This is a genomic window from Nostoc sp. NMS4, assembly GCF_017115095.1.
Lineage (GTDB): Bacteria > Cyanobacteriota > Cyanobacteriia > Cyanobacteriales > Nostocaceae > Nostoc.
Window position 1 is genome coordinate 12,841 of the sequence record NZ_JABXKI010000237.1, and the last position, 23,584, is coordinate 36,424.

Genomic DNA, 23,584 nt, shown 5'->3' on the forward strand with positions numbered 1-23,584 from the left:
ATACTAATATTTGTGTATATCTGTGGTTGAAAATCTCGTTAGATAGCCGCTTTAGCAGTTGTATTTAAAGGCTGTATAAAAGTATTGATTTTATCTTGAAAAAAGCTTTGAGCATTTTCAAATTCCTGAATTAATGCGTCTCTATCTTTCCTCGCCACTAGTCTCGCCAATCGGCTGTAAGTATCAGCTAAAAAGCTAATTGCATCACACCTTTCCTCTGTAGCTAGCATAATATCCACACATAAATGAGGATTTTGAGAAAATAAACGTTTAACAATGTCAATTTCTTGACGATAATTAGGAGTTGACATTGTTAAACTCTGCTCTATATCGATTCTTGCTTGTGTCAAGAAAACGCCAAGACTAAATCTACAGAAGTGCTGCGTTGCTTGAACAATCACCATCATTTGATCGTGTTCTTCAGGCGTGGAAACAATTAACTCTCCACCTTGACTTTTAATCAAGTCTAAAAACCATTGAAATGAATTATCGTTCCGACCTGGACATACCACCACTTTTTGTCCCAAGAACGATTTGATATTTGGCCCAAACATTGGATGCAAACCCATGACTGGACCAGAATGGTGTTCGAGCATCGCTTGAGTTGGCTGTACTTTAATACTCGTAATATCACACAAAGCAGTATTTGGCGCAAGGTATTTAGCCGCACGCTTAATAACATCAACCGTATGCTCAATGGGAACACTTATTAATACTAATTCTGCTTGATTCAACAGTTTATCTGCGTAATTCCAATTTTCGGGTTCGAGAACACTAACCTTGTTACCTACTAACGAAAGTTGCTCTTTAAAGAATCGTCCCATTCTGCCACATCCACCGATGATCGTAATTTGTCGGGGGCTGACATGATTTGTTGTATATTTAGGAATCAGAGTAGCATGACAACTATTTAGCACACTCGCCCAAACAGACTCAGGAATACCAGCTTGAGCGAGTAGGGGAGCTACATCAGCCAGTTGTTCATCTAAAGAAGGTTGTTCTGAAGCTGCTAATAATGATATGCGATCGCTCAGTAAGGCGATCAAGCGTTGGTCAGTTTTTTTCAGATGATCTGAATAAGAGGATTTAAAAGGCATTTTTCTTCCAATTTTCAAATATCAACAAGTGATTCCTTAGAGGATGTCTGAGAAGTATCAAATATTTCTTGATCCCCGTTAAAAAAGGAGGGAATAAGAGTCTTAAAGTCCCCCTTAAAAAGGGGGATTTAGGGGGATCTCCAAGGGTTAGATGTATACAAAAAAACTTTTCAGTTGCAAAAAAAATTGTAGGTTGGGTGGAGGCTTTGCGTAACCCAACATCCTGATATAGGTTGGGTTGCGCTCCACCCAACCTACATCTAATGCACTATTCTAAGCTTGTCACGCCACTACTAGCGTGAAAAGGCTAAAATGTTGCAATAGATTTTGGAGTTTATCTAGCCCTAAAGCGCAACGACGAACCTTTTCTAATGCACTATTTAAGGCTTGCCACGCCACTACGAAACTACAAAACTCTTTAATTACGAATTACGAATTACGAATTAGTAATTCTTTAAATTAAAGGCTGGCTTTTGTTGCCCACGTTTTCTCAATGTGACGGTAGCAGCCCCAAGCCCAAGCAATACTAAACCCAATCCTGAACTAGGTTCCGGCACTTGCTTTCTGCCTTCTACGTTTAACACTTGGACGCGACCTTGGAAGAAATCGCCCACATAAAGCTTGCCATTTTTATAACTTGTACCACCCGTCCAGTTAAATGTGCCTGGTGTGAGGTCGAGTGGGTTGCCAAAGGGAGGCTGACCTAGTTGAGGAGGTGTTGCTGCGGCAGCTTTGCCATAAGCTGTCAGGAATTTACCGTTTTTATCGAATACTTGGACGCGGCTGTTGATAGAATCTGCCACATAAATATTCTCAAACTCGTCCACTTCTAAGCCGATGGGCTGATTAAATTCCCCATCTCCACTGCCTTGTTTGCCAAATGTGAACAAAGAATTACCTTGAGGATCGAGTACTTGAACGCGGTTGTTAAACTGGTCACTAACATAAAAATTGCCACTGACTGGGGAAATTCTTAAACCTGCTGGGCCTTGAAACTGCCCAGGTTTAGTTCCAGATGTGCCAATACTAGCAATTAGTTCGCCGTCCTTAGTGTATTTATTGATCTTGTCGCCGCTAAAATCACCAATATACACATTGCCAGTTTTATCAAATGTCACACCAGATGGGCCAAAGAAAGCTCTACCCGGTATTAGACCGCCAAACTCACCAAATGATTTAATAAACTTACCTTGAGGATCGAAGACATTAACGCGGTTGTTGAAAACATCACCTACATAGAGATTTCCAGTCTGTGGATCGATTTCTAAAGCCGATGGTTCATCGAATTGTCCAGGGCCTTTGCCGCCCTCGCCGATCGCTCCAATATAATTACCTTGAGGATTAAATACTTCAACCTTGTTACCAATGTTTGGGTTAAAAGTACCGTCCGGGTTAAGACCGCGACCATTACTTACAAGAGTATTCCCGGAGTTATCCACCGTTATGCCTTGGGGAACAAACAACTGCCCAGGAGCAAAGCCAGGACTACCAATACTTCTGTCGTAAGTTAATGTTATGGCTTTGGCTTGGGCTGCTGCTGCCAACACCATAAATCCAGTACCGAGAATGCCGATTGAGAAATTCTTGACTAATCCCATGAGTTTTAAGTCCTGGTTGTATGAGTTATACTCGTTCCTAGACTAATTTCGTTCCCCGTCCTAGTTTGGGAACTCTGAAATTTGGGCTGCTGCCTCTTGTCTGAAATGCAACTTTCTCTGTGAGGCAGCAGCCTATTCTGTAAGCATTCCCTGACAAAGCCAAGGTTTTGAGGAATTAGACAGTCTCTGCTTTAGCTAGCAACTCTTCACCCAACTTTTCTTGGCGTTTGCGCTTGGCATTAGCAGCAGTTGCGCCTACACCAGCAAGTGCTAATAAGCCGACTACTGAACCAGGTTCGGGGATTGTTTCTGTAACAACACCATCCACCCGAATAACCTCCCCTAGTCCTGGGCCGACACCGCGATTGGTAATATAAATCTTGCCGTCAGGGCTAATATCAATTCCATCAGCCGAATCTAGCCCTTGACCTGCTGCAACAAGTGTTGTGCGAGTACCGTCAGGAGCAACTTGGATCAGAGATCCGGGTAGATTTGTGATGTCACCCCCTAACTGGGATTTGTCGCTGAACTGTAAAACCAGCAAATCGCCTTTTTTATCAAAGGTTAGGTCTGTGATGTGCGTAAACCCATCTAGAAAAACTTCTGGTTTCATATCTTTGCCAATGCGGAAAATCTTCGACTTTCCTGCTGGATAAGGAAAACCCGTATATTCACCAACGTATAAAGCTCCATCGGGGCCAATTGCGCCACCTGTGGGTACTGCTTGAATTGCTATTTTTCCTCCTGGAAGCTCATCTAATAGTCCAGGAGGTAGTTGTAATCCTGGTGGCAAGTCGGAGCTACTAATGATGGTTTTAGGAATTGCGATCGCCTCTGACTTACTTCCGTCAAGTTTAATTTTGTAAGCAGTGTTCCCGCCGCCGTCAACCACATAAGCACTATCGCCGCTAATAGCCAGGTCATAGGGATTGGTAACTACATCCCCATTGTCTGGATTTTTGGTAATTTCATACTTGGCAAAGTCAAAAATACTCTTGAGAGATCCCGTCTTCAAGTCAGCTTTGTACAGTTGTCCTAGTAGCGGTGTATTCAAAACTTTATCGGGTGTTGATGGCGGGAAAGTTGCAAGTTGATTTTTTGGGAGCGGGGATTGGGAACCAAGGTTAAGTGTTGCTAGATCGCGGTTTCCTGGATAACCAGCAAACCCTGTCAGAAGATAAGCATTACCTTGAGAATCGAATTGTATGTCTTCAATACCAGCGCCTTGGTTGCCAGTAGGTTGTTCTGCAAGAGACTGAAAGTTATTAAGTAGACGCTGTTTGGTGCCGTTTGGTGAAACTTTGACCAGTGAACTAGTATTACCCGCACAGATCGGCTGAAACAGAGTACTCGGAGATGGTTGACAATTTCCGTTACCTCCGATACCTGGCTCGGCTACGTAGAGACTCCCATCAGGACCAAAGCTAACACCCCGTGCATTACTGATTCCATCGACAACTGTCGTTAGCGTTGCAGCTTTTACATCTGGTGTTCCACAAATAGCAGCAAAACAAAATGTTAGAGATGTAAGGGCAAATGACTTGAGTTTCATACCTTTGGAGATTGAGAATTAAATAATTTGTTTGGGGAAATTTTTATCAAGAAGAATTCAGGAGACGCGATGAATCGCGTCTATGCAAAAGTCACAATTCTGGATGGTTTCTCTTTTTGTGCAACCAAGCGATGCCCAAAGCACCGATCGCTAATACACCGAAAGCAGAATCAGGTTCAGGAATAGACTTGATATTTTCAATTCTGAGAACTTGTCCTTCTCCTGGGCGATCGCCTCGGTTGGTGACGTATACTGCACCATCAGCACCAATAGTCAGGGCGCTAGGCGACTCTAATCCGTTGCCACTCAGAAGAGTTGTGCGAGTTCCATCGGTAGCTATTTTGATGACAGAACCATCAAAATTACCCTTCCAGGCTGACTGATTGGCGTACTGCAAAGCATACAAATTGCCCGCAGGATCAAATTGCAAGTCTGTAAGTTGGGTAAAGCCATCGGCGAAGACTGTTGGTGAACTATCAGCGCCGACTCGATAGATTTTTGCCCCACCTTCAGGGAAGGGAAAACCAGTAAATTGGCTGACATAATAAGCACCATCAGGCCCTTTTGCCACACTTGAGGGTACTGGTTGGGTTGCAAACTGCGATCGCACCTCTTCGCCAATAGATGGAACCTGTGCAGGCTCATTAGATGGGGTATCAGAAGGTGGAAAGACGGGATTAGTTAATATGTCTTGGGGAAAGGTAGTAATAGCTTGCAAGTTACTACCAGCAGTATTAACACGTAGTAAGTCGTTTGCACCTGCATCAACTACAACTAAATTATTGCCATCTATGATAAAACCCAAGGGATTGCTACCAACATCACCACCATCAGGATTGTTGGCTAGTTCATAGTTAGCTATATCAGCAACACTCTTCCAGGAATTGGTATTAAAGTCGGGAGCGATGATTTTACCGAGGTCAGTGTAACCTAAATTGCGATCGCGGAAGGCTGGATTAGCGCCATACCCAATCAGAACATAAGGTTTACCTGTAGCATCAAATTGGATGTCACGAGGCCCACCTGCTCCAGTGCCATCTGGTAACGCTATAGAAGGCAATCCTGTAAGTATGCGCTCGGTTTTACCATTCTCAATTTTGGTAACTGCGCCACTTGTGCCATAGCATAAAGAATCACCTTGACCACTTGCTGGTGGAACACAAGCGCCATTTCCCCCGATTCCCGCCTCTGTAACATAGAGATTACCATCAGGGCCAAAGCTCAGACCACCGGCATTATATAGACCGTCGGCGATTACTGAAAAGGATGCGGCTGAGGCAGCTTTCATTCCCGAAAAAGCGGCAACACAAAAGGTGAGGATGGTAATAGTGAGTGGCTTCAGTTTCATGTGTTGCAGGAAATTGAGGTAGGAATTTTAAACGCAGAGGGAAGCGCAGAGGGTCGCTGAGGTTTTAGTTAGTAACTAGGGATTCTGGAATTTTTGGGAGGTAGCTCATTCCCCGATCAAATGATTTGAGGTTGCCAGCTTTGGCTTCGAGTAAACGTTTGATGTTCATGCTCTCAGCACCAAAGTCTTCAATTTGAAGTTTGCCGTGGGTGACAGTTCCATCTGTTTTCCAAAATGTGATTCTATGCAGGATAAAACCTGAAGCTTCGGGGTCTGCGAAGGAGTATGCGGTTGGGATAAGTAAGGCTACAGAACGTTGATAATATTCGTAGTCTGGATAAAAGTGTTCTTGTTCAAGTAAGTAGTATTTACTCAAAGAATGAACTCGTACAGAAACTTTTACCTTTTGGTCATATTCATCTTTGAATTCACCTGATTCAGAAGTAATATCACCATTTGGTCGCAGCAAATGCGCCCACTCATCGACATTTCTTAAGTCTTGTAAGTATTCGATGCCGATTTCAATTGGAGCATCAACATAAATACTATCTGTATCGATAAAGTGGCTTCCTTTGGCTGCTGAGGTCAGACCCGCTTTGCGTTCCAAATTACCTTTGAGAGAACGACATTCAGAAGTGTGTACTGTATGAATTCCTTGCATAATCATCTGAGTCTGTCGTTTAGGATCGACAAAGCTCAACCAGTGAAAATACACACCCTTTTCATCTGTTCCTGGCTCAATATAGTCTGTAGGAAACAATAAAACAGGGTAAACCTGAAAATATTTCTGATACTCTAATCCACAATGCCACTCAATGCCGTAAAAAAGCGGATTTTCTAATTTTTTAACATGATAGTAGAGATTTTTGTGATAGCCAGATGCAGTTCCCAGCCAGGTATCCTCGTCAATTTGCTCTTTCATCCGGCTGTAAAGCGTCCATTCATCTAAATTCTTTAAACTACAAAGGTAATCAAAGGCGTTCTCTGGTGAAGTAGCAATATAAGCTGATGTTGCAAAAGTATTTCTTTCCACTTTTCACTCCTTAAGATAATAATAATTAAGCTGCGATCGCTGTAGTCTTAATTCGCTTACTATTGTTGATTCGGTCTTCTGCTAATCGTCTGGCAGCATCGTTAGTAGTAACTCCCTGGACTTGAGCAATATCAAAAATTGCTAATAGCGTGTCATAAATGTTATGCACTTGTTTGAAAGCCTTTTCTTCGTCATAACCAATCATTTCGTTGTAAACATTAATTAACCCTCCGGCATTAATTACATAATCAGGGCTGTAAAGAATCCCTTTTTTAGCAAGCATTTGACTATGTAGTTGCTCGTTATCCAATTGATTGTTAGCTGCACCAGCAATAATGGAAGCTTGCAGAAAAGGAATTGTATGACTATTAAGAATTCCTCCTAAAGCGCAAGGAGAAAAGATATCTACATCAAGAGCGTAAATTTCGGTTGGTTCTACAACAGTTGCGCCAAAAAGCCGTTTTACTTCTTCTGCTTTTACTGGATCTACATCGCTAACAAAAAGCTGGACATCATGCTCATGTAAATGCCGACAGAGATTTTTACCGACATTTCCTAAGCCTTGAACTGCAACTTTCATGCCATCAAGTCTTTTGCTCTGCCAACGAGATTCTACAGCCGCTTTAATTCCTAGAAAAACTCCTAGTGATGTTATGGGAGCAGGTCCACCAGATTTTTCTGATACCCCGACAACATATTTAGTTTCTTGACTAATTGTCCGCACATCGTCAGGGGTAATATTAACATCTTGACCGGTAATAAAACGTCCATTTAAGCTATCAACAAAACGTCCATAAGCTCTCAATAGCTCATCTGTTTTATTTTCAGGATTAGCGATAATGACTGCTTTACCGCCACCAGCCGGAATATTTGCACAGGCGGCTTTATATGTCATTCCCCGACTCAGACGAAGTGCATCTTTTAAAGCAGCTTCTTCATTAACATAAGGCATGAGTCTTGTAGCTCCCATCGCTGGTCCCAAGGTCGTATCATGGATGGCAATAATTGCCTTAATTTCAGGATTTTTACCATGACAGAAGAGAACTTGTTCGTGACCCATTTCTCTAACAGTTTCAAATAGCAGCATTTTCACCTCTCGATATTGTTTAGTATTGGTTAGAGAAAGTAATGACCATTACAAAATGTAAAGATATAGACATAAAAACACTCTCAAAGATTTAAGATGGGATGGAGTTAGAAAAAACCTTGGTGTTCAAAAATCAAAAATTCCAGTTTACTGGGTATGTTTTGGCCGGAATAAAGTTTTTGTCACTTCTAAATTCATCATTTGCTGAATAGACGAATCCAAACTGCGTTGTAAATTCTGCTTTCTTGGAGTGTTTTAGTGTCTATAAGAATTGAATGAGATTGCAAGCTTTTAAAGTCAAATCATTGGAAATGAAACTTGCTTGGTTGCACTTTTCGCCGGACTTGATTTAACTCCTTGTGCTGCCAAACTCTTATTACGTCCACCAGAAGGCGCTGGTCGATCAGCATCAATCACGACATCGATCAGAAAGGGAACATTTGATGCGATCGCTTGTTCTAATGCTGGTTCAATATCCGACTCTCTGACGACTACGATCGCTTCTGCTCCCATACCACGAGCAATCATGGCAAAGTTTGTTGGTGGAAGTGTTGCATCTGCACCCTTTAACCCCAAGATTTTCATCCCTTGATGGCACATGTTGTAACGCGCATCGTTGAGTACAATCCAGATTGCGGGAATTTTGTATTTCACAGCTGTGCTGATTTCGTTATTCATTAGCATTGCCCCATCGCCGACAATTCCCACAGCTTTGCTATTGTTCGCCAGCGCTGCACCCAACACTCCAGTAACAGCGTGACCCATTGCGCCGACTCCGGTACTGACTCGGTAACGATTGGCTTCGGCAAATTGCAGTAGATGCGTTGACCAAGTAAAGGAGTTACCACACTCTGCCATGACTATCGCATCGCTACCCTCAACAACGATCTTTTGAATTGCTGCCATCAATACTTCTGGCCGCACTGGATAATCTACGTCTGGTGCAGGTTCAATTGCTTTATGTTCTGGACGAGGTAATGACAAAGTTGTGGAATGAGGAGCATCTGGTAATTGCTGCAATAACTCTTTCACAAAAGCTTTGATGTCAGAGCGAACTCCGAAAGTTTCAACATGGGGATAGGCTACACCTGGAACTTCCGGGTCAATATCGACATGGACAAAACCTCCTTTTGGAACTAGCGCCGAACTCCAGAAAGAAGTCGGTTCACCAAGGCGGGTTCCTAATACGAGTGTGCGTAGTGGAGGTTGTTCTTCCATATAAGTTAAGACGGAAGTGTGACCGCCTAAACCTGTGACTCCCACAAACTGGGGATGATCTTCGGGGAAGATACCTTTACCACGGGGTGAACAGATGACGGCTGCTCCAGTTTTTTCAGCGAGTTGGCGGATTTCGGCTGCTGCATCACGCGCACCGAAACCAACCCAGATAGCAAAGGGGCCAGATGATAATAACTCTACAGATTTAGCGATCGCTTCTTTGGAAGCAGTCATCGGAAATGGCGAAATATTTAGTTGGGGTAAGGCTATATCCTCAACTAAACTTGTCTGCACAGCGGTGGGAATACTCAAATGGGCGACAAACCCGCCTGGTTGCGCCATAGCCAGAGCCAATTTACGAAAAATCTGTGGTAGTTGAGCCGCAGATTCAATCGTAATTGCATAGTTGAATAGCGCTCCTGAGGTAAAAATCCCTCCACTAGGCAATGTGTAAGTGCTGGTTTCTTGAATTGCCCAACGTCCACGCTGCGGTGCTGAGGTGCAAGCCGACAACAAAATCACTTTTGCACCTTCACCACGAGCCGCAAATACTCCGGTGATGGCATTAGTGATCCCCGGCCCTGCTGTGGTAAAAACTACAGTGGGGCGATTATTAGCAAAGTAAGCTTCGGTGGCTGCAAATGCGGCTCCGGCTTCATGGCGGAAGTTCAACACCTCTATAGTGCTATTGGATAGCGCACCCCAAAGGCTGGCCATTGCACCACCAGCAACACCAAAAGCGTAGCTTACTCCCAAATTTTCCAACATTTGAGCGATCGCATCGGCAACTGAGAGCGTTGGGGTTGTTTGATCGTTTAAAAAAGGCTGAATTCCCCCATTATTCTCCAATTCATCAACCTTGCAGGAGTCAGACACAGATTCTACATATCTGTTTGCGGGAAGTTCCTTGTATGGCTCAGTGGTGATGAGAGGAGAGTTTGAACCAGTATAGTTTTGACTCATTGGTTTCACGTAATTACAGAAAGTTATACAAAGGCTTTTTAATTTACAATCGCAGCGCGAGAAATACTTAATACAAACAACTCTGTTGTTTACTACAGCTATGACCTAGTTTGGGCGATAGTAGAAATGGTTGATCGCTGCTGATTGATGCTCGTGAGCGCAGTACCAAAAAATTTTTACCAAAAGTATACAACAGTTGGATCTGTGCTTCTTGTGATCAGAATAGAGCAGACCAAGACCGTTGTACAATCAAAAATCTTTTGATGTGGGTGTCAATTCTTTCGCTTCTATGGTGATGACTACAGTACTTGAGTAGATTAGCGGGTAAAAACTAAATCATATAAAGGTGTATAAAGTAACAAATAACCTGAACTCAAACACGTCTCATAATCTTTACAAAGCTTAATATAGCTAGCTTTAATAGCACCGATCGACTTACTGAACCGCCTGGGGAGGTTCTTAGCTTGTGGTGATTATTATGATGAAAACCTAATTGGCAATGAAAAATCTTTTGATACGGGTGTCAATTCTTTCCCTTTGATCATGATTGTGACATTTGCAACTTAGTCACCCTGAAAGATTGATATTTTGCGTAGGCGTAACCCGCCGTAAGCATCGCAGAAGCGGCACATTACCAAATTTGCAATAGAAAATATTTTGATCTGGTTGTCAATTCTTTTGTTTTAGAACTTATACAAATTTTTATCCGAATTAAAGCATGAGCCGATTTGGCGGTTCTTATATTGTCACCAAAAACTCTTTGGGTCAATTATTTGTAACGAGAAAGACATCATTAATGAACTTTTTATATTTCCTTGGAGAGATGATTAAGCGTTCAGTACGTGATTACTTGATAAAATATATTTTTTTGATATACAATTCAGTCCAGCATACTTAGTATAAGTTCGTGTTTCTTTATATGCTAAAACAAACACGAACTTATACCTAAAGATATACGTATAATTTCGGTATAATTGTACTTCTTACGACAGATATTTAACCATACTATTATATAGTTAGATACATGAGAGAGTAAGTTAAGATAAATTAAGCAAATAAGTTGATGAGTGAAATTTGTTCATTTAAGCCAGGTCTAGTACTGCACATCGCGTTTATGTTGAAAATCAAATGACTCTACACTAGTACAGCACAGCGTAAACCCAACTACCATCTTAATTAACCAGACAGATAGGGACAATTCATGAATTGTCTCTACTCAAGCAACTGGTTAAAGGTAGGTAAACTTCTGGCACAGTGTACTAGTAGTTCGCTAAATTCCTTGGCGAGCGAAAAGTTAAAGGATAAAGATTTTTATCCTTTAACTTTTCCCAGTCGAAACCCAGTAATTTTAGGTTGGTGAACTATTTAGTTAGTTTTGGTGCAGGACTAATTTAAATTTAAAATATCTTTTCTAGTTATAGATTAAGAGTTTTTAACTCTTGTCTAATAAGGTTTATTGACTAATCTGAATTTGATTTGTCTAATTTTTTTGCTGCTATCAAAAGCTGTTTAAGTCAATAGTCAATTTTTTTAAACATTTAGGTTTTTTTTAGGAAAATTTGGTTCAATAATTCACGTTTTACTGGTATGATAATTTTTGTTAAGATGCTTTGTAACATTTATTAATTTTCTAACTAATTTCCTTTTTCAACAACCAAAGAATGCACCAAATAGTTTAGTAAGTTATGACTATTAACTGATCAACGCCTATGGTGTTGATTGATTACCAGGGGAAGTAGAAATATGAATTCTGGCGAATATACACTAGCTAGATCAAACAATCAATGGGCACTAAAACCAGAAATAGAGATGAAGTTTGCTGACTTCCTAATAAATCATGCTGTAGATGCTGCCTTCTGTTTAGGAGCAAACGCGCAGTTTCTTTACGTCAACGATGCCACTTGTCTGATGACTGAGTATTCCCGTGAGGAATTACTTTCCATGAGTCTGTATGATATAGATGTAGACTTTTCTCTACACAATTGGTCAGACATTAAGTCACGGGGTTCTTTTACTTTTAAATCTCGCTATCAGAAAAAAGGAGGTTGGATATTTCTGGTAGAAATATCCATGAACTATGTCAAGCACCAAGATATGGAATTTAGCTATGCCTTTGCTCGTGAGAAAACTGATGAAATAGTAGAATTGAGCGTACAGAAGTCAACTAATGAATTAGGGGATGCCAAAGACAATTTACAACAGGAATTTTCTCAACTCAAGGGAAAAGAAGTAGAACTAGAAACATCTCTTTCTTTGCTTCGTTCTACTCTCGAATCTACTGCCATTGGTATTGTTGCAGTTAACTTCGAGGGAGATATTCTAAGCTTGAATCAGAAATTTGTGGATATGTGGCAGATCCCACAGTCGCTAATACTATCTAAGAAATGTCCTCGATGCAAAGCCTTTTTTGAGAACCAACTTAAAGATCCACAAACCTTTAATCGGCTGATTTGGGAAGTGTCTAGCCAGTCTGATTTTGAGAGCTACGACATTCTAGAGTTAAAAGACGGGAGAGTTTTTGCACACTACTCTAAACCTCAGTGGCTCAAGGGCAAAATTATTGGTAGAGTGTGGAGTATTTGGGATATTACTGAATCGAAGCAGACTGAAGAAGCATTACGGCTGAATGCAGCTAGATTTCGGACTTTAGCAGAAACAACAGATACCAGTACTTTTCTGATTCAAGGCACGCGGCTTTGCTATATAAATCCGGCAGTGGAGAAACTCACTGGCTACACAAAAGAGGAACTGCTAACAGGCTTTGGACTACACCGACTGATTAAAAGCAAAAAACGTAGGCAGGTACGCAACCAGAGTGAAGCAGGTAACTTTGAATACCAAGAGATAAATCTTTTGACAAAAAACGGCACGGAGCGCTGGCTAGCTTGTGCTGTTGTCATGCTGGATGGAGTGCTGGATTTTGGGGGAAAACCAGTTGAACTGATTGCAGGCATCGATATTACCGATTACAAATATGCAGAATTAGGTCTTAACCAAGCTTTAGAACAAGCTAAACAACTTAGCGAACTTAGAGCGCGTTTTCTTTCTATGGTTTGCCATCAATTCCGAACTCCGTTGAATATTGTTTCATTTTCTAATAGTTTATTGAAAGAAGAAGTAGACAAACGTACACAGAAGAAAATCCAACCATTACTCGATCATATTCAAAAAGCTACCGAACAACTGAGCCTGATGTTGGATGATATTTTGTTCTTCTCTAAGGCAGAAGCAGCAAAATTAAATTTTGAACCAAAACCGCTTGAGTTAGTTCAGTTTTGTCAGAATTTAGTTGCACAAATGCAGATGAGTGTTAGGCAAAACCCAATCAATTTTGTAACTCAAGATAACTCTCTAACAGCCTATATAGATAAAAAATTGTTAGAGCCTATTTTGAAGAATTTGCTGGATAATGCAATTAAGTATTCTCCCCAAAATATTGGAATAGTTTTTGAACTATCTTGCGACAATGAAAAATTAATTTTCCAAGTAAAAGATAGGGGGATCGGTATTTCAGTACTAGATCAACAACGGATATTTGAACCATTTTACCGTGGTAGTAACATTGATCATATCCCTGGTACTGGACTAGGACTATCTATTCTTAAAACCCTTGTAGATTTACATCATGGTCGAGTTTATGTAGAAAGTGAAGTTGGTGTTGGCACTAAGTTTACTGTAATATTGCCATTAATGAAATCAGAGTTTACCTGTTCCGATTTATGAGTGTTGAAATGAAGAATAGTTGTTAGTTAAAAACTCAATAATCATAACTCTTAGAACGAGGTAATTAATTTCATGGCTATTTTAGATACTCAGCAAAGAGTCTAGTAATTAGCTTCTGCAAAAATTTATGGTAATAGAAAATGATGTACGAATCGTCAAAGAAAATTCTCGTCATTGAAGATGATAGCATTACCCGCAATCTTTATTTAAAGGGTCTTGAGGCTAAAGGTTTTGATATAATAGGCGCTCAAAACGGTCGTATTGGTATCCAACAAGCACAAAAGAATATACCCGACTTAGTGATTTGCGATATCACGATGCCCGATATGGATGGTTATGGCGTTTTAAGTACACTACGCCAAGATCCTCTTACAGCAATTATTCCCTTTATTTTTCTGACTGGCAGTAGCACCAGAGCAGATGTTCGCAAAGCTATGGAATTGGGAGCAGATGACTATCTTACCAAACCCTCGACACTAGAGGAATTGCTCAGAGCGATCGCTATTCGCTTGCAAAAGCAAGCTACTCTTCAATACTGGTGTGCGATGAAATTTGAGAAAGCTCCAAAATCAGTATTTGCAGATGATACTATAGCGATCGCTGAAGGTGTTGCCGTAGCCTCTGATAGAGAAGCTGACATTCCTTATAAGTCAATTTTTCCCTCCATTCCCCAATTGAAGGAAGTTTTTGACTTTATCGAAGCCTATTATCATCAAGGAATTACTTTGTGTGATGTGGCTCTTGCTGTTGGTTACTCACCTGCTTACTTAACTAATCGAGTAGCAAGGCAGACAGGAGAGACTGTAAACTGTTGGATTGTCAAACGCCGAATGGCGGGAGCGCGTTTTTTACTCCAAAATAATAATCAGACAGTCGAAAAGATAGCGAAAGCATTGGGCTATCAGGATGTGTCTCATTTCTCTCGTCAGTTTCGCCAACATCACGGTTTACCTCCCCAAGCTTGGCGCAAAGAGCATCAGCTTGGATTGCAAGAACAGGTGGAACTCTGGTGAAAGTGCAGGACGAATGCATCTTATTTACTAATAAAAACTAAGAAATATTTCCAAAAATCATCCAGAAATTCGTCTAAACTCTGTCGGTGACAAGCAACAAAGGGACTTAGCTTTTTATAATGTCGTGCCTCATGTACCCAACATAAAGCCAAATCAGCAGTCAAGGTGTCACCGTGGTCGGGTAGCAGGACTATATCGCTATAATCCCGCCCCCTCAGAACCGGACTTGCGCCTTGCAACGCATCCGGCTCAAGCAAGTCATAAACTACAAATTGTTCCAGAATGTATTTGCTGATGGCAGTACAGATGTACTTTTGAGGATATCTCCCGATGGTGGTTTCGATGATGTTTTGCTATCTAAATCTCTACTGATTTTGAGTTTTTCTACTTTTTCTTCTAGTTCTAAAATTCTGGAGTTCAGTTTCTCTATGGCGATCGCCTGCTCAACAATGATGTTCACCAGTTGTTCGGGAGTTAACTGGAGAAGGGTTTCACGCTCTAATTTCAAAAGCAGGTCTTTTCCCATAATTGTGATATTCCACCTCAGATGTCACACTTGTCAATACCTTTTGACCTGAATCCTTACAAGCATTCATTTGTTTAAGAGTGCGCTTGGCTGTTTCAGCAGAATAAGTACTCAGTAAATAATTCCTTATCATCACTGCTTGATTAGCATCAGTAGTAGGTAATGCTCTGATGCGCTTCTCTCTCTATTAATGAGTAGTCACGGACAAGAGTTGATTCCTGTACTTGACCACTTTTAAACTGAGTATACTTTTCCCATAACTCAAGTAGGCTGTATACCTTTTGTTTTTTAGGGGTAGCGGTGTGGTCAGCTTTGTATTTGGCAAGGGTAGGGTCAAAATAACCAGCTAGGATATCTAACTCTATCTGCCTTACTTTTATCTCAGCAGCCACTCTGTTCTCTGGAGTGTCAACCAAATTCAGAGATAAGTATTTCTGATTGCCATTAAATAAAGCTCTAGGAAATCTTAATCTAAGATAACCTTTAGATACTTCAATACCAACTTTCATGGTAATCCTTTGACTATTTTGGATAGTCATTGGATAGTCAAAAGGGAGTTAAAACAAAGATTCAGCTTCCATGACCACCAATGTACAGAAGCTGAAACCTTTATGTAGTCTTACTTTTAAAGTGGCTCAGGTCGGAGTTGAACCAACGACCCCAGGCTTATGAGTCCCGTGCTCTAACCAACTGAGCTACTGAGCCAGATTTATTCAAGTCATTAGCTAACATAGCATACAAATTTGCTCAATACTAGCCCATTTTGCAATTTTGTGAGAACTTTTATTCCTGTTGAAGTAATTGAAAGTAGAAGAGGGAGGTAAACTCCCTCAACTAACAAAGCAATGATTTAGTTACAGACAACTAAGAATTACAGGCGTTGTGGTAAGAAAGCTATTGGGTTAACAGCACCCTTACCTGATGGATGAATTTCAAAGTGGCTGTGTGGGCCAGTGCTGTGACCAGTAGTACCCATTAAAGCAATTGTTTCTCCTTGATGTACCTGCTGACCAGGTTGCACCAAAATCTTGCTGTTATGAGCATAGCGAGTGCTGCTGCCATCAGGATGGTGGATTTCGACGAGGTTGCCGTAACCACCATTGTTCCAGCCAGCTTTCTCTATCGTACCGTCAGCTGAGGCAACAACTGGCGTACCAGTGGAGTTAGCAATATCAATTCCCTTGTGCGGTCTTCCCCAGCGCATACCAAAGCCAGATGTGAGAGTACCCTTCGTCGGCCAGATATAAGCCAAGGTTGAAGTAGATGGAGGAGGTGTAAGTTCGTCAATGGGTCTGGGCAGATATTGATCCACTGCTGCCAAAGGCGGCATTATCTGTGGAGAAACTGTGGTTCCCCGCATCTTTCCTAAAGAGTCAGAGGCATTTACTCTTCCAGAAGGTGTTGCAACCCTCGTGGCAGATTGAGTGCGAGAGGGAGTCCACTGACTAGCAGAACCTAGATTAGGCAAGAACTCTGGGTTTACTGCTTCGGTAGGACGTACAGTAGTCCTGAATTGGGGCTTAGGCTGAACGCTATAGTTAGCCCTAATGGGTGTAGGAACTGGAATTGGTATTGCTACACTATTCGTTGTAGATACACGGTTGGGTGCGGTGAAATTGTTGGGAGTAGAAATAGGAGTGAGCATCGCAGCATTATTAGCTTCGATCGCTGCTGGTGGCTCAACTAAGTTACCAGATTGTTGAGCGCGATATTTCTGCTGTAACCTTTGGATTTCGGCTTGTAAGCCCTGTAAACGGTCATTATTGTTATTATTTACCCTTGCTACCCTATTTGCTGGTGTCTTAGGCTGTTGTATTTCGGCAAAAGCTTGTGGCACTGCAATGTCACCACCGACACCATAAGACTTGGTGGTGGGAGGGGTTGTTTCTGAGTCAGTCGCACTATTTGCCTGAATCTGCACAGTTACCGGTGTAGGTACGGCAACACTACTGTTGTCGGCAATAGTTGGTGATGGTGAACTAGGTAGATATGAGTTGGCACTACCAATATTCAAAGGGGAGGTAGCAACATGAGGAGTTTTGCGAGACTCTACAAAAGTAGGCTTACTCGCTACAGTTGCCTCAACTTGAACAGCAGGAATAACTAGTTTTTGACTAATTCGCAGTTCATTGGGATTATTGAGGTTATTTGCTTTAACTAGTTCTGATACCGAGGTATTGTATCTGCTGGCGATCGCTGCTAGTGTATCTCCAGGTTTAACTTCGTAGGCTGTATGTGTCGAGGAGGCAATAACTACTGGCATCGCTGGTACAGATGCAGTGTCTCTTGTCTTCTGTTTTAACCTCGATATCAGGTTCGCTTGGCTGGCATCGCTAGAAGTGTCTGGCTGGGCTGCTAATGCAGTCTTCTCAACCACAGTTGTCGGCTGCGCCAATTCTATATCAGCTTGTGATAAATTTTTGGTTTCTCCAGACTGCAACTGCGCCAGACTCTTTCTTAAACGGTTCGATTTTTCTTGTAAGCGATTTAGTGCGAACTCTTGTTGCGCTTTAAGTTGTGCATTTATTTCACTGTTAACTGCGCCGGATGTTGCCACTATTTGGGGCTGGGCAGTTAGTGATGTATTTGTACTATCAACACCATCAGCACTATAGTCGTCAGACAGATTATTGACTGTTGGAAAACTAGTTTCCGCTAGGGTATTGTTCAATCCCTGTGAGACTTGGGGCTTCAGGTAGGTGGAATTTTTATAACCTGCTGTTGTTTGAGAAAACGTTTTTGATGCAGGAACTTGCAAAGATATTCCACTTGCTGCGACTTGCCATTTAGCTTCAAGCCCAGGCACTTGTGAGACTGCCGTTGGTTCCACGATTACAGGATTTTCCGGCACGCTCGCTGATGAGACTGCTTGGGACTCCAGCTTTGTGGAGGCAAATTTCACTTGGGTGTCAGGAACAGCAGGAATCGAAGACGATGCCTTTTGGCTGCCTACTGGCACTGCTGCTTGGGCTTGATCGCTTTGTCGAGTCACCAAAAGGCTGGTTGCTCCCATAGAGATTGCCAAGCCAATCATCGCCGCTTTTCTCCGCACCCGGTTGTTAAGTTTTGGATTCATTACATTTAGCAGTTCTACCGGGGCATCATCGCTGCTAGGGGTATTGTTCAACACAGCTTTTACTCTCTTTTTCAATGCTCGTTTCAAAGACGACCTCCTATGATCACTAGCGCTTAATTGACCTCGATTTTTCAGTTGGATACTAGTCAATGATTTAGATCACAACAAATGATAGATCGAGATCACATTCACCAGAGATGCTTACGCAAGATTAACCTGCTTCTCTGATTTAGACAAGTTCACATCTGTTAGCAAAACTTAAATTTTGCTGTGTTTACTCGTCCGAACCACTCCTAACACCACTTAGGACTTTTTACTCTTTCCCATTATCCGCGCTTGTCTTGCGTCAATCGCGGGGACTGGACAAACTATTTGCCAAGTCCAAGTCGCTGCTGAAAATTAAATTGCGGCGACTTCTGGAAAAGTTATGCCCCCTGCTGTAGATATCTTCAAGATATTTCTACCCCATCCGTCTTATCAACACGAGACTTTACGTTGATTATTCCCTAAAAAACAACCGTATTAACTATCGGCTACTTTTGGGCTGATTTCTGTCCTCTATTGAGCCAAAATAGCTCAAATGTAAGATATGACTGGATTCTAGCGATTTTGTTCCTAGTTTAGGGTGTTTCAAATTCATCAAAATCTATCATTCAAATTTGGCAATATCCCAAGTTTTATATACAAATTTCTTATAATAACCTCACTATACTTGTAAGTATCTTCCACTACATTTTGCGAATAAACCTGATTTTTGGTATATTGTTTTACATATTCTTGCTGTCACCAAGAAAATTTTCGCAGCCACAAATAAATCGTCTAATAGGTTTCGGTACAGTTTATAAGTAAATACACTTATAATTATGAATGTAAACAACTATTCTAAATAGCCTAACTGACGACGGGTTTCAAATAAACCAATTGCCACACTTACTGATAGATTCAAGCTGCGAACCCCCGGTTGGCTCATGGGAATATAGAGGGTAGCATCACAATCTGACAGAATTGCTGGTGATAAGCCCGTGGTTTCACTACCAAAAAGTAGCCAATCATCAGGTTGAAACTGAAAGTTTACATAATTACAATTTCCACGAACCGTATAACCCAACCATCTGCCGCCACGCCCCTGATGTAAGTTTTTAAAGGCTTCCAGCGATTCGTGATAGTGTAGTTTGACATAAGGCCAGTAATCCAAGCCAGCTCTCTTGAGGTAGCGATCGCTAATTTCAAACCCCAAAGGACCTACCAAATGCAACTCTGTACCCGTAGCGGCACAAGTACGGGCAATATTACCTGTATTAGGAGGGATTTGCGGGTTAACTAAAACTACCTGAGGCATTATCCGTATAATTTACGTATTGTATAAAACAATTTATTGTCAATGTTAAATCTACCAAAAGGTAGAGGCTATTCATAGGTTTTGTTAATAATAATCAGGCATGCTCTATCGATTAGATTTTTAAAACGAAGTACAAACCCTCCCAGAGGAATGCCTGAGAGGATATTTGGCTAAAATCAGGAAGTATTAAGTTTTATGCAGAAGAAGTAAGTGCTTGTGTCTTTTAGGGCTGGTAGTGTCTGCAATCAAATCTACCATTTGGGTGAAGACGGGAGTAATCAATTCAAAATTCAAAATTCAAAATTCAAAATTAAAGAACTTCTGCCTCCTGCCTTGTCTTTCTCAATCCCCAATGCCCAATGCCTAACGCCCAATGCCCTTTGAGTTAACCCAACAGAGACGAACACAATTTGTCTTCGAGTTCGGTTTCGCGCTCTTGGGTGGCGATAATAGCCTGAGCGATCACGGGTTGGCTATCAAAACCAACTGCGTGTAATTGCAACCACTGTTGAGCTTCATTACCTTCGCGGAGGATTTTGTGCAGAGGAGAAAGGAAACAGCTAAAACCTCGTTGCTTGGCGATCGCCCCAACATCTTGGTACATTTGAGCAATCCAATCTCTCGCTACGATGCTTTCACCATCTTGCCAATGCCTCAAATTAGCATCAAGACTACCAGTCGCAGCAGCAGTTTCGTTGTCAGCATTCAGGGTGACGAGTTCTTCAGCCGAGAAAATGCTTTGGGTTAAGGGATCGATGCTGGGGTTTTCGATTATTTGCAACAAACGCGCTTCTAATAAGGCAGTAATGGCTAGTAAGGCAATGGGATCTGTGACTAAATCGCAAATTCGCAATTCTAGGCGATTTAGATCGTAAGGGCGGCGATCGCCATTTGGTCGCACTGATGCCCACAAATGCCGCACGTTTTGCATGGTTCCAGCAATGAGTTGATCTTCAACCCACTGAATATGATCGGCGTGGCTGGCAAATAACGGTACATGACTGGGCGTTTGGGGAAACACGCCCCAACGGGTGGAGTGATAGCCAGTAGTTTTGCCATCCAGGAAGGGAGATGAGGCGCTGAGGGCGAGAAATAGAGGTGCTTCCATGCGAATGACTCGACACGCCCGCATTAGTACTTCTGGGTCGCTGATGCCTATATTTATGTGTACGCTAGCGGTGACTACTTTTGTGCCGTAGGTGTTCTCAATGTAGTCATGATAGGGATTTGCTGGATCGGAACGGAGAAAGCGATCGCTCCCACCCAAAGATAAAGTACTTCCCGGTATCAGGGTGTAATCGCCCAAGCGATTGAGGTAGTTTCGCAACTCTCGCCGGGGACGTAGCAAGGCACATAGTAAACTATCGTAACTATGGGATGGTTGCGTTATGTATTCGACGTTGCGGCTATCTGGCTCCCGCATAAATCCAGGCAAAGCGGCAACAATTTTGTCGGAGAGACCGACGATTTCACCTTGAGGCGTGCCAGTGTACATCTCAATCTCAAAGCCTTTTAATAAGACCACCTTCTTCTCCCTCGGCTCTCTCTACTTATAAATTGTATCGAATTAGACGAATTTCTGGATCTATCTTTTAGTCAATCAAAGGTTAAGAATCATTTAATTGCCAACTTGATGCAAAATCAAGACGGCATATTTCTAGGCTGTCTTCCGATAAATTCTTACTATTGAGGTATGAAAAATATCCTCGTATAGGTTAGGGACGGTACAAAATAAAATCATTGGGTGAATCACTCTCTTGAGCAATATTGAGGCGTAAAAACTGCCCCCATACTTCATCGTTAAGTAAGTTTAAAGCAGTTTTAGGATTGTGACTTGCGATCGCGCCAATAACTTTACGCCATCCCTGTTGTAAGAACTCAATAAAAGCCTCTTCAATAGAAACTTGACTCAGCAGCAAAAGTGCAGTTTTAAAACTTTCTGAATCAGGTTGTATATTCTTGGAATTTAACCCGCGAAGTGCTAGATTCAACCACACAGGTAGAAGTTCCAGCCAATTGTTTTGCTGTATTTCTTTGAGTGCAATTTCTTCCATACCTAATGCACTCCATATACAAAGAGATTCTACAGCCAGTTTATAATTGCGCTTTTCTAGAGAATTTTGCCACAATTTTTGAGCGTGATTTTGGAAGCGATTAGCGAGAAATTCATAAGCTTCCTGGACTTGATGGGGAATTGTAACTTTATAAACTGACTCGCCCCGTGGTAGGTAATCGCCACGATAAGATAACCAGTTGTGAGATCCACAAAGATGTATTTCTTTATCAACTATTACTTCTTTGACATGAGAATCTCCCAACCAAAAAACCTGTACAGATGGTAAACCATCAGGTGTTTTTATCGCTCGCAGTTTTTTCTCTATTTCTGGTGGAATTGGTTTATCTTCATCTTCTTGTTGCCGTGCAATTCCATGTCCAATTAAAATCCAAACTCCGCGATTAGCTAATTTCTGCAACAAAGTTAGAAATTTTTCATCGACAACTGCCTGATTCACCCACGGAGAATAAATCATAACCTGAGTTTTAGCCGAATTTAAAACTTCTAGAAAAGCTTGAGCAATTTGTCCATCGCGTAACTGCACAGCTTTACCTAACCCTGTATAATTATCTACTTCATTACCTTTTTTCGTAGCAGATTCTAATGCCTTCTGGCGAATTTTTTCGAGTCTAGCTTCTATTTCTGTGTTTTTCTGCTTGAGAATACCTTCACGTTCAAAACTGATAGTTTCGTTGGATAATTCACATAATGATTGCAACGAAATTTTACCTTCAGCGTGTAGAACTTCTAACCAATTTGATGCTGACTCTAAAATTTGCTTTCCATTTCTTATTTGAATACTTAATTTATCTTCAAGAGCATCATAGATAACAAATAGCGATATCTTTTTCCAAATTTTTTGAGTCGAAGCTATTACCTTATAGGAAGTGACAATTTTTCCCTCTTCTGGTAAATGAAGTGCTAAACCTGAAGCTTGAATATTTTTTTGGATTTCCTCAAGGGATAAGGAGGCAATATCAGCAATTGTACGATCAATAGTGATAAAGTCTGCCAAATCGGGCAGGTTTATCACTGTCTTATTTAAAGATTCAGATTGAAAGGTTATCTTGTTGCTTAAAGGGTCTGCGATCGCATTAATTTGTATAGGATATGGAGGCTGTGGTACAGACCCCTTTTCATAAAATAAGCGACCTTCAGGAGTAACTGTTAGTGGCGATGTTGTTGATAAAGTTTGTAACGTTCTAAGGGTTGCAGTAGTAGTTTTGATAAATACAGAATCAAGCCCAAGTACAGAGGCTAATTCATCCTCTGTTGGTGGAGGTTGAAATTCAATAGCAGCGCGGATGATAAATTCTTCAAGTACGTTAAATTGGCGTGGTTCTTTGATGTTTACTTCTATAGGAGTTTGACGCAAACTATAACATAATTGACGCGCCGCTAAAACTGATAAACTAGAACTTTGCGCTTCAATTTCGTCTACCAAATTTTTGAGATTTTCGTCAATCGGTTTAGCAGAAAAGGCGAGAAACATCAACGAAACCTCCATGTAGACGCACGATGTTTGAAACATTGGAGTACATACTCCCGACTTGTCCACGCTGTTGAGTAAATAGCGAATGACAACCCACAATTACTAGTAGTTCTTGAGCGCGGGAAAATGCAACGTTAACTCGTTCTGGTTTCTTGGCAAATCCCACATCTCCTCTACTATTATTGCGAACCATACTCACAATTACAACAGGTCGTTCCATACCTTGAAATCGGTCTACTGTGCCAGTGGTAATTTGCAGCGATGGAAAATGTTTAGATTGCAGACGTTCATCAATTTTTCTGAGTTGAGCGCCATAAAAAGTAATCACGGCGATTTCTTTTTTTGGTTCACCATTAGCAACTCTAGAAGCCCAAGTAGTCTCAAATTGCTGACATAGACGTTCAACGCATTAATTTCTGGAATATTAAAGAATGAAGTTCCTATACGGTTCTCTTGAAAATCA

General features: G+C 41.4%; 16 protein-coding genes, 1 tRNA gene and 1 pseudogene. 2 read left to right on the plus strand and 16 right to left on the minus strand.

Going from position 1 to position 23,584, the window contains the following annotated elements:
- Window positions 1-38: 38 nt before the first annotated feature.
- The 7 genes from tyrA to scyA form a co-directional block, all read right to left on the minus strand.
- On the minus strand, window positions 39-1,097 hold the full coding sequence (gene tyrA, locus HWQ37_RS21370; RefSeq protein WP_292750604.1) for a bifunctional chorismate mutase/prephenate dehydrogenase: 1,059 nt from the start codon (window positions 1,095-1,097) through the stop codon (window positions 39-41).
- 443 nt (window positions 1,098-1,540) lie between these two features.
- Entirely contained in the window at window positions 1,541-2,695 is a 1,155-nt protein-coding gene (gene scyF / locus HWQ37_RS21375; RefSeq protein ID WP_292750606.1) for a scytonemin biosynthesis PEP-CTERM protein ScyF, read from the minus strand.
- A gap of 175 nt (window positions 2,696-2,870) precedes the next feature.
- Window positions 2,871-4,247 (minus strand): ScyD/ScyE family protein, encoded by a 1,377-nt coding sequence (locus HWQ37_RS21380; RefSeq protein WP_292750608.1) that lies wholly within the window; start codon window positions 4,245-4,247, stop codon window positions 2,871-2,873.
- 91 nt (window positions 4,248-4,338) lie between these two features.
- A complete protein-coding gene (locus HWQ37_RS21385) occupies window positions 4,339-5,595 on the minus strand; it encodes a ScyD/ScyE family protein (protein WP_292750610.1) in 1,257 nt (418 codons plus the stop codon).
- 64 nt (window positions 5,596-5,659) lie between these two features.
- Window positions 5,660-6,628: a scytonemin biosynthesis cyclase/decarboxylase ScyC gene (scyC, locus tag HWQ37_RS21390; RefSeq protein ID WP_292750611.1), complete on the minus strand. Its 969-nt coding sequence runs from the start codon at window positions 6,626-6,628 to the stop codon at window positions 5,660-5,662.
- 25 nt (window positions 6,629-6,653) lie between these two features.
- On the minus strand, window positions 6,654-7,715 hold the full coding sequence (gene scyB / locus HWQ37_RS21395) for a tryptophan dehydrogenase ScyB (RefSeq protein WP_292750613.1): 1,062 nt from the start codon (window positions 7,713-7,715) through the stop codon (window positions 6,654-6,656).
- Between the two features lie 297 nt (window positions 7,716-8,012).
- Window positions 8,013-9,896, minus strand: a complete 1,884-nt coding sequence (gene scyA / locus HWQ37_RS21400; RefSeq protein ID WP_292750615.1) for a scytonemin biosynthesis protein ScyA — start codon at window positions 9,894-9,896, stop codon at window positions 8,013-8,015.
- A 1,743-nt stretch (window positions 9,897-11,639) separates the two neighbouring features.
- Between scyA and HWQ37_RS21405 the strand changes: the two genes are divergently transcribed.
- Complete coding sequence (locus tag HWQ37_RS21405; RefSeq protein WP_292750617.1) at window positions 11,640-13,619, plus strand: scytonemin biosynthesis sensor histidine kinase; 1,980 nt, start codon at window positions 11,640-11,642, stop codon at window positions 13,617-13,619.
- Window positions 13,620-13,759: 140 nt separating this feature from the next.
- Entirely contained in the window at window positions 13,760-14,632 is an 873-nt protein-coding gene (locus HWQ37_RS21410) for a response regulator transcription factor (RefSeq protein WP_292750619.1), read from the plus strand.
- A 20-nt stretch (window positions 14,633-14,652) separates the two neighbouring features.
- Here the strand turns inward: HWQ37_RS21410 and HWQ37_RS21415 are convergent, their stop codons facing one another.
- The 9 genes and pseudogenes from HWQ37_RS21415 to HWQ37_RS21455 form a co-directional block, all read right to left on the minus strand.
- Entirely contained in the window at window positions 14,653-14,889 is a 237-nt protein-coding gene (locus HWQ37_RS21415) for a hypothetical protein (protein ID WP_292750620.1), read from the minus strand.
- Window positions 14,890-14,897: 8 nt separating this feature from the next.
- A complete protein-coding gene (locus HWQ37_RS21420) occupies window positions 14,898-15,158 on the minus strand; it encodes a DUF6444 domain-containing protein (RefSeq protein ID WP_292750622.1) in 261 nt (86 codons plus the stop codon).
- Between the two features lie 149 nt (window positions 15,159-15,307).
- A complete protein-coding gene (locus HWQ37_RS21425) occupies window positions 15,308-15,697 on the minus strand; it encodes an Arm DNA-binding domain-containing protein (RefSeq protein WP_292750623.1) in 390 nt (129 codons plus the stop codon).
- Between the two features lie 92 nt (window positions 15,698-15,789).
- Window positions 15,790-15,863, minus strand: a tRNA-Met gene (locus tag HWQ37_RS21430).
- 166 nt (window positions 15,864-16,029) lie between these two features.
- A complete protein-coding gene (locus HWQ37_RS21435; RefSeq protein WP_292750625.1) occupies window positions 16,030-18,321 on the minus strand; it encodes a peptidoglycan DD-metalloendopeptidase family protein in 2,292 nt (763 codons plus the stop codon).
- Window positions 18,322-19,111: 790 nt separating this feature from the next.
- Window positions 19,112-19,573: a tRNA (cytidine(34)-2'-O)-methyltransferase gene (locus tag HWQ37_RS21440; RefSeq protein ID WP_292750627.1), complete on the minus strand. Its 462-nt coding sequence runs from the start codon at window positions 19,571-19,573 to the stop codon at window positions 19,112-19,114.
- Window positions 19,574-19,958: 385 nt separating this feature from the next.
- Complete coding sequence (gene gshA, locus HWQ37_RS21445) at window positions 19,959-21,098, minus strand: glutamate--cysteine ligase (protein ID WP_292750629.1); 1,140 nt, start codon at window positions 21,096-21,098, stop codon at window positions 19,959-19,961.
- A gap of 190 nt (window positions 21,099-21,288) precedes the next feature.
- Window positions 21,289-23,121 carry a phospholipase D-like domain-containing protein gene (locus HWQ37_RS21450; RefSeq protein WP_292750631.1) on the minus strand — a complete coding sequence of 611 codons (1,833 nt, stop codon included), beginning with the start codon at window positions 23,119-23,121 and terminating at the stop codon, window positions 21,289-21,291.
- A pseudogene (locus tag HWQ37_RS21455) lies at window positions 23,099-23,584 on the minus strand (AAA domain-containing protein); the annotation flags it as partial. The pseudogene HWQ37_RS21455 and the gene HWQ37_RS21450, both read right to left, overlap by 23 nt.

Bases quoted from the DNA above. Each gene is read 5' to 3' on its own strand.
- scyA (WP_292750615.1), bottom strand. From the start codon at position 9,896: ATGAGTCAAAACTATACTGGTTCAAACTCTCCTCTCATCACCACTGAG.
- scyF (WP_292750606.1), bottom strand. From the start codon at position 2,695: ATGGGATTAGTCAAGAATTTCTCAATCGGCATTCTCGGTACTGGATTT.
- HWQ37_RS21385 (WP_292750610.1), bottom strand. From the start codon at position 5,595: ATGAAACTGAAGCCACTCACTATTACCATCCTCACCTTTTGTGTTGCC.
- scyB (WP_292750613.1), bottom strand. From the start codon at position 7,715: ATGCTGCTATTTGAAACTGTTAGAGAAATGGGTCACGAACAAGTTCTC.
- HWQ37_RS21440 (WP_292750627.1), bottom strand. From the start codon at position 19,573: ATGCCTCAGGTAGTTTTAGTTAACCCGCAAATCCCTCCTAATACAGGT.
- HWQ37_RS21420 (WP_292750622.1), bottom strand. From the start codon at position 15,158: ATGGGAAAAGACCTGCTTTTGAAATTAGAGCGTGAAACCCTTCTCCAG.
- tyrA (WP_292750604.1), bottom strand. From the start codon at position 1,097: ATGCCTTTTAAATCCTCTTATTCAGATCATCTGAAAAAAACTGACCAA.
- HWQ37_RS21405 (WP_292750617.1), top strand. From the start codon at position 11,640: ATGAATTCTGGCGAATATACACTAGCTAGATCAAACAATCAATGGGCA.
- HWQ37_RS21380 (WP_292750608.1), bottom strand. From the start codon at position 4,247: ATGAAACTCAAGTCATTTGCCCTTACATCTCTAACATTTTGTTTTGCT.
- HWQ37_RS21450 (WP_292750631.1), bottom strand. From the start codon at position 23,121: ATGTTTCTCGCCTTTTCTGCTAAACCGATTGACGAAAATCTCAAAAAT.
- HWQ37_RS21410 (WP_292750619.1), top strand. From the start codon at position 13,760: ATGATGTACGAATCGTCAAAGAAAATTCTCGTCATTGAAGATGATAGC.
- HWQ37_RS21425 (WP_292750623.1), bottom strand. From the start codon at position 15,697: ATGACTATCCAAAATAGTCAAAGGATTACCATGAAAGTTGGTATTGAA.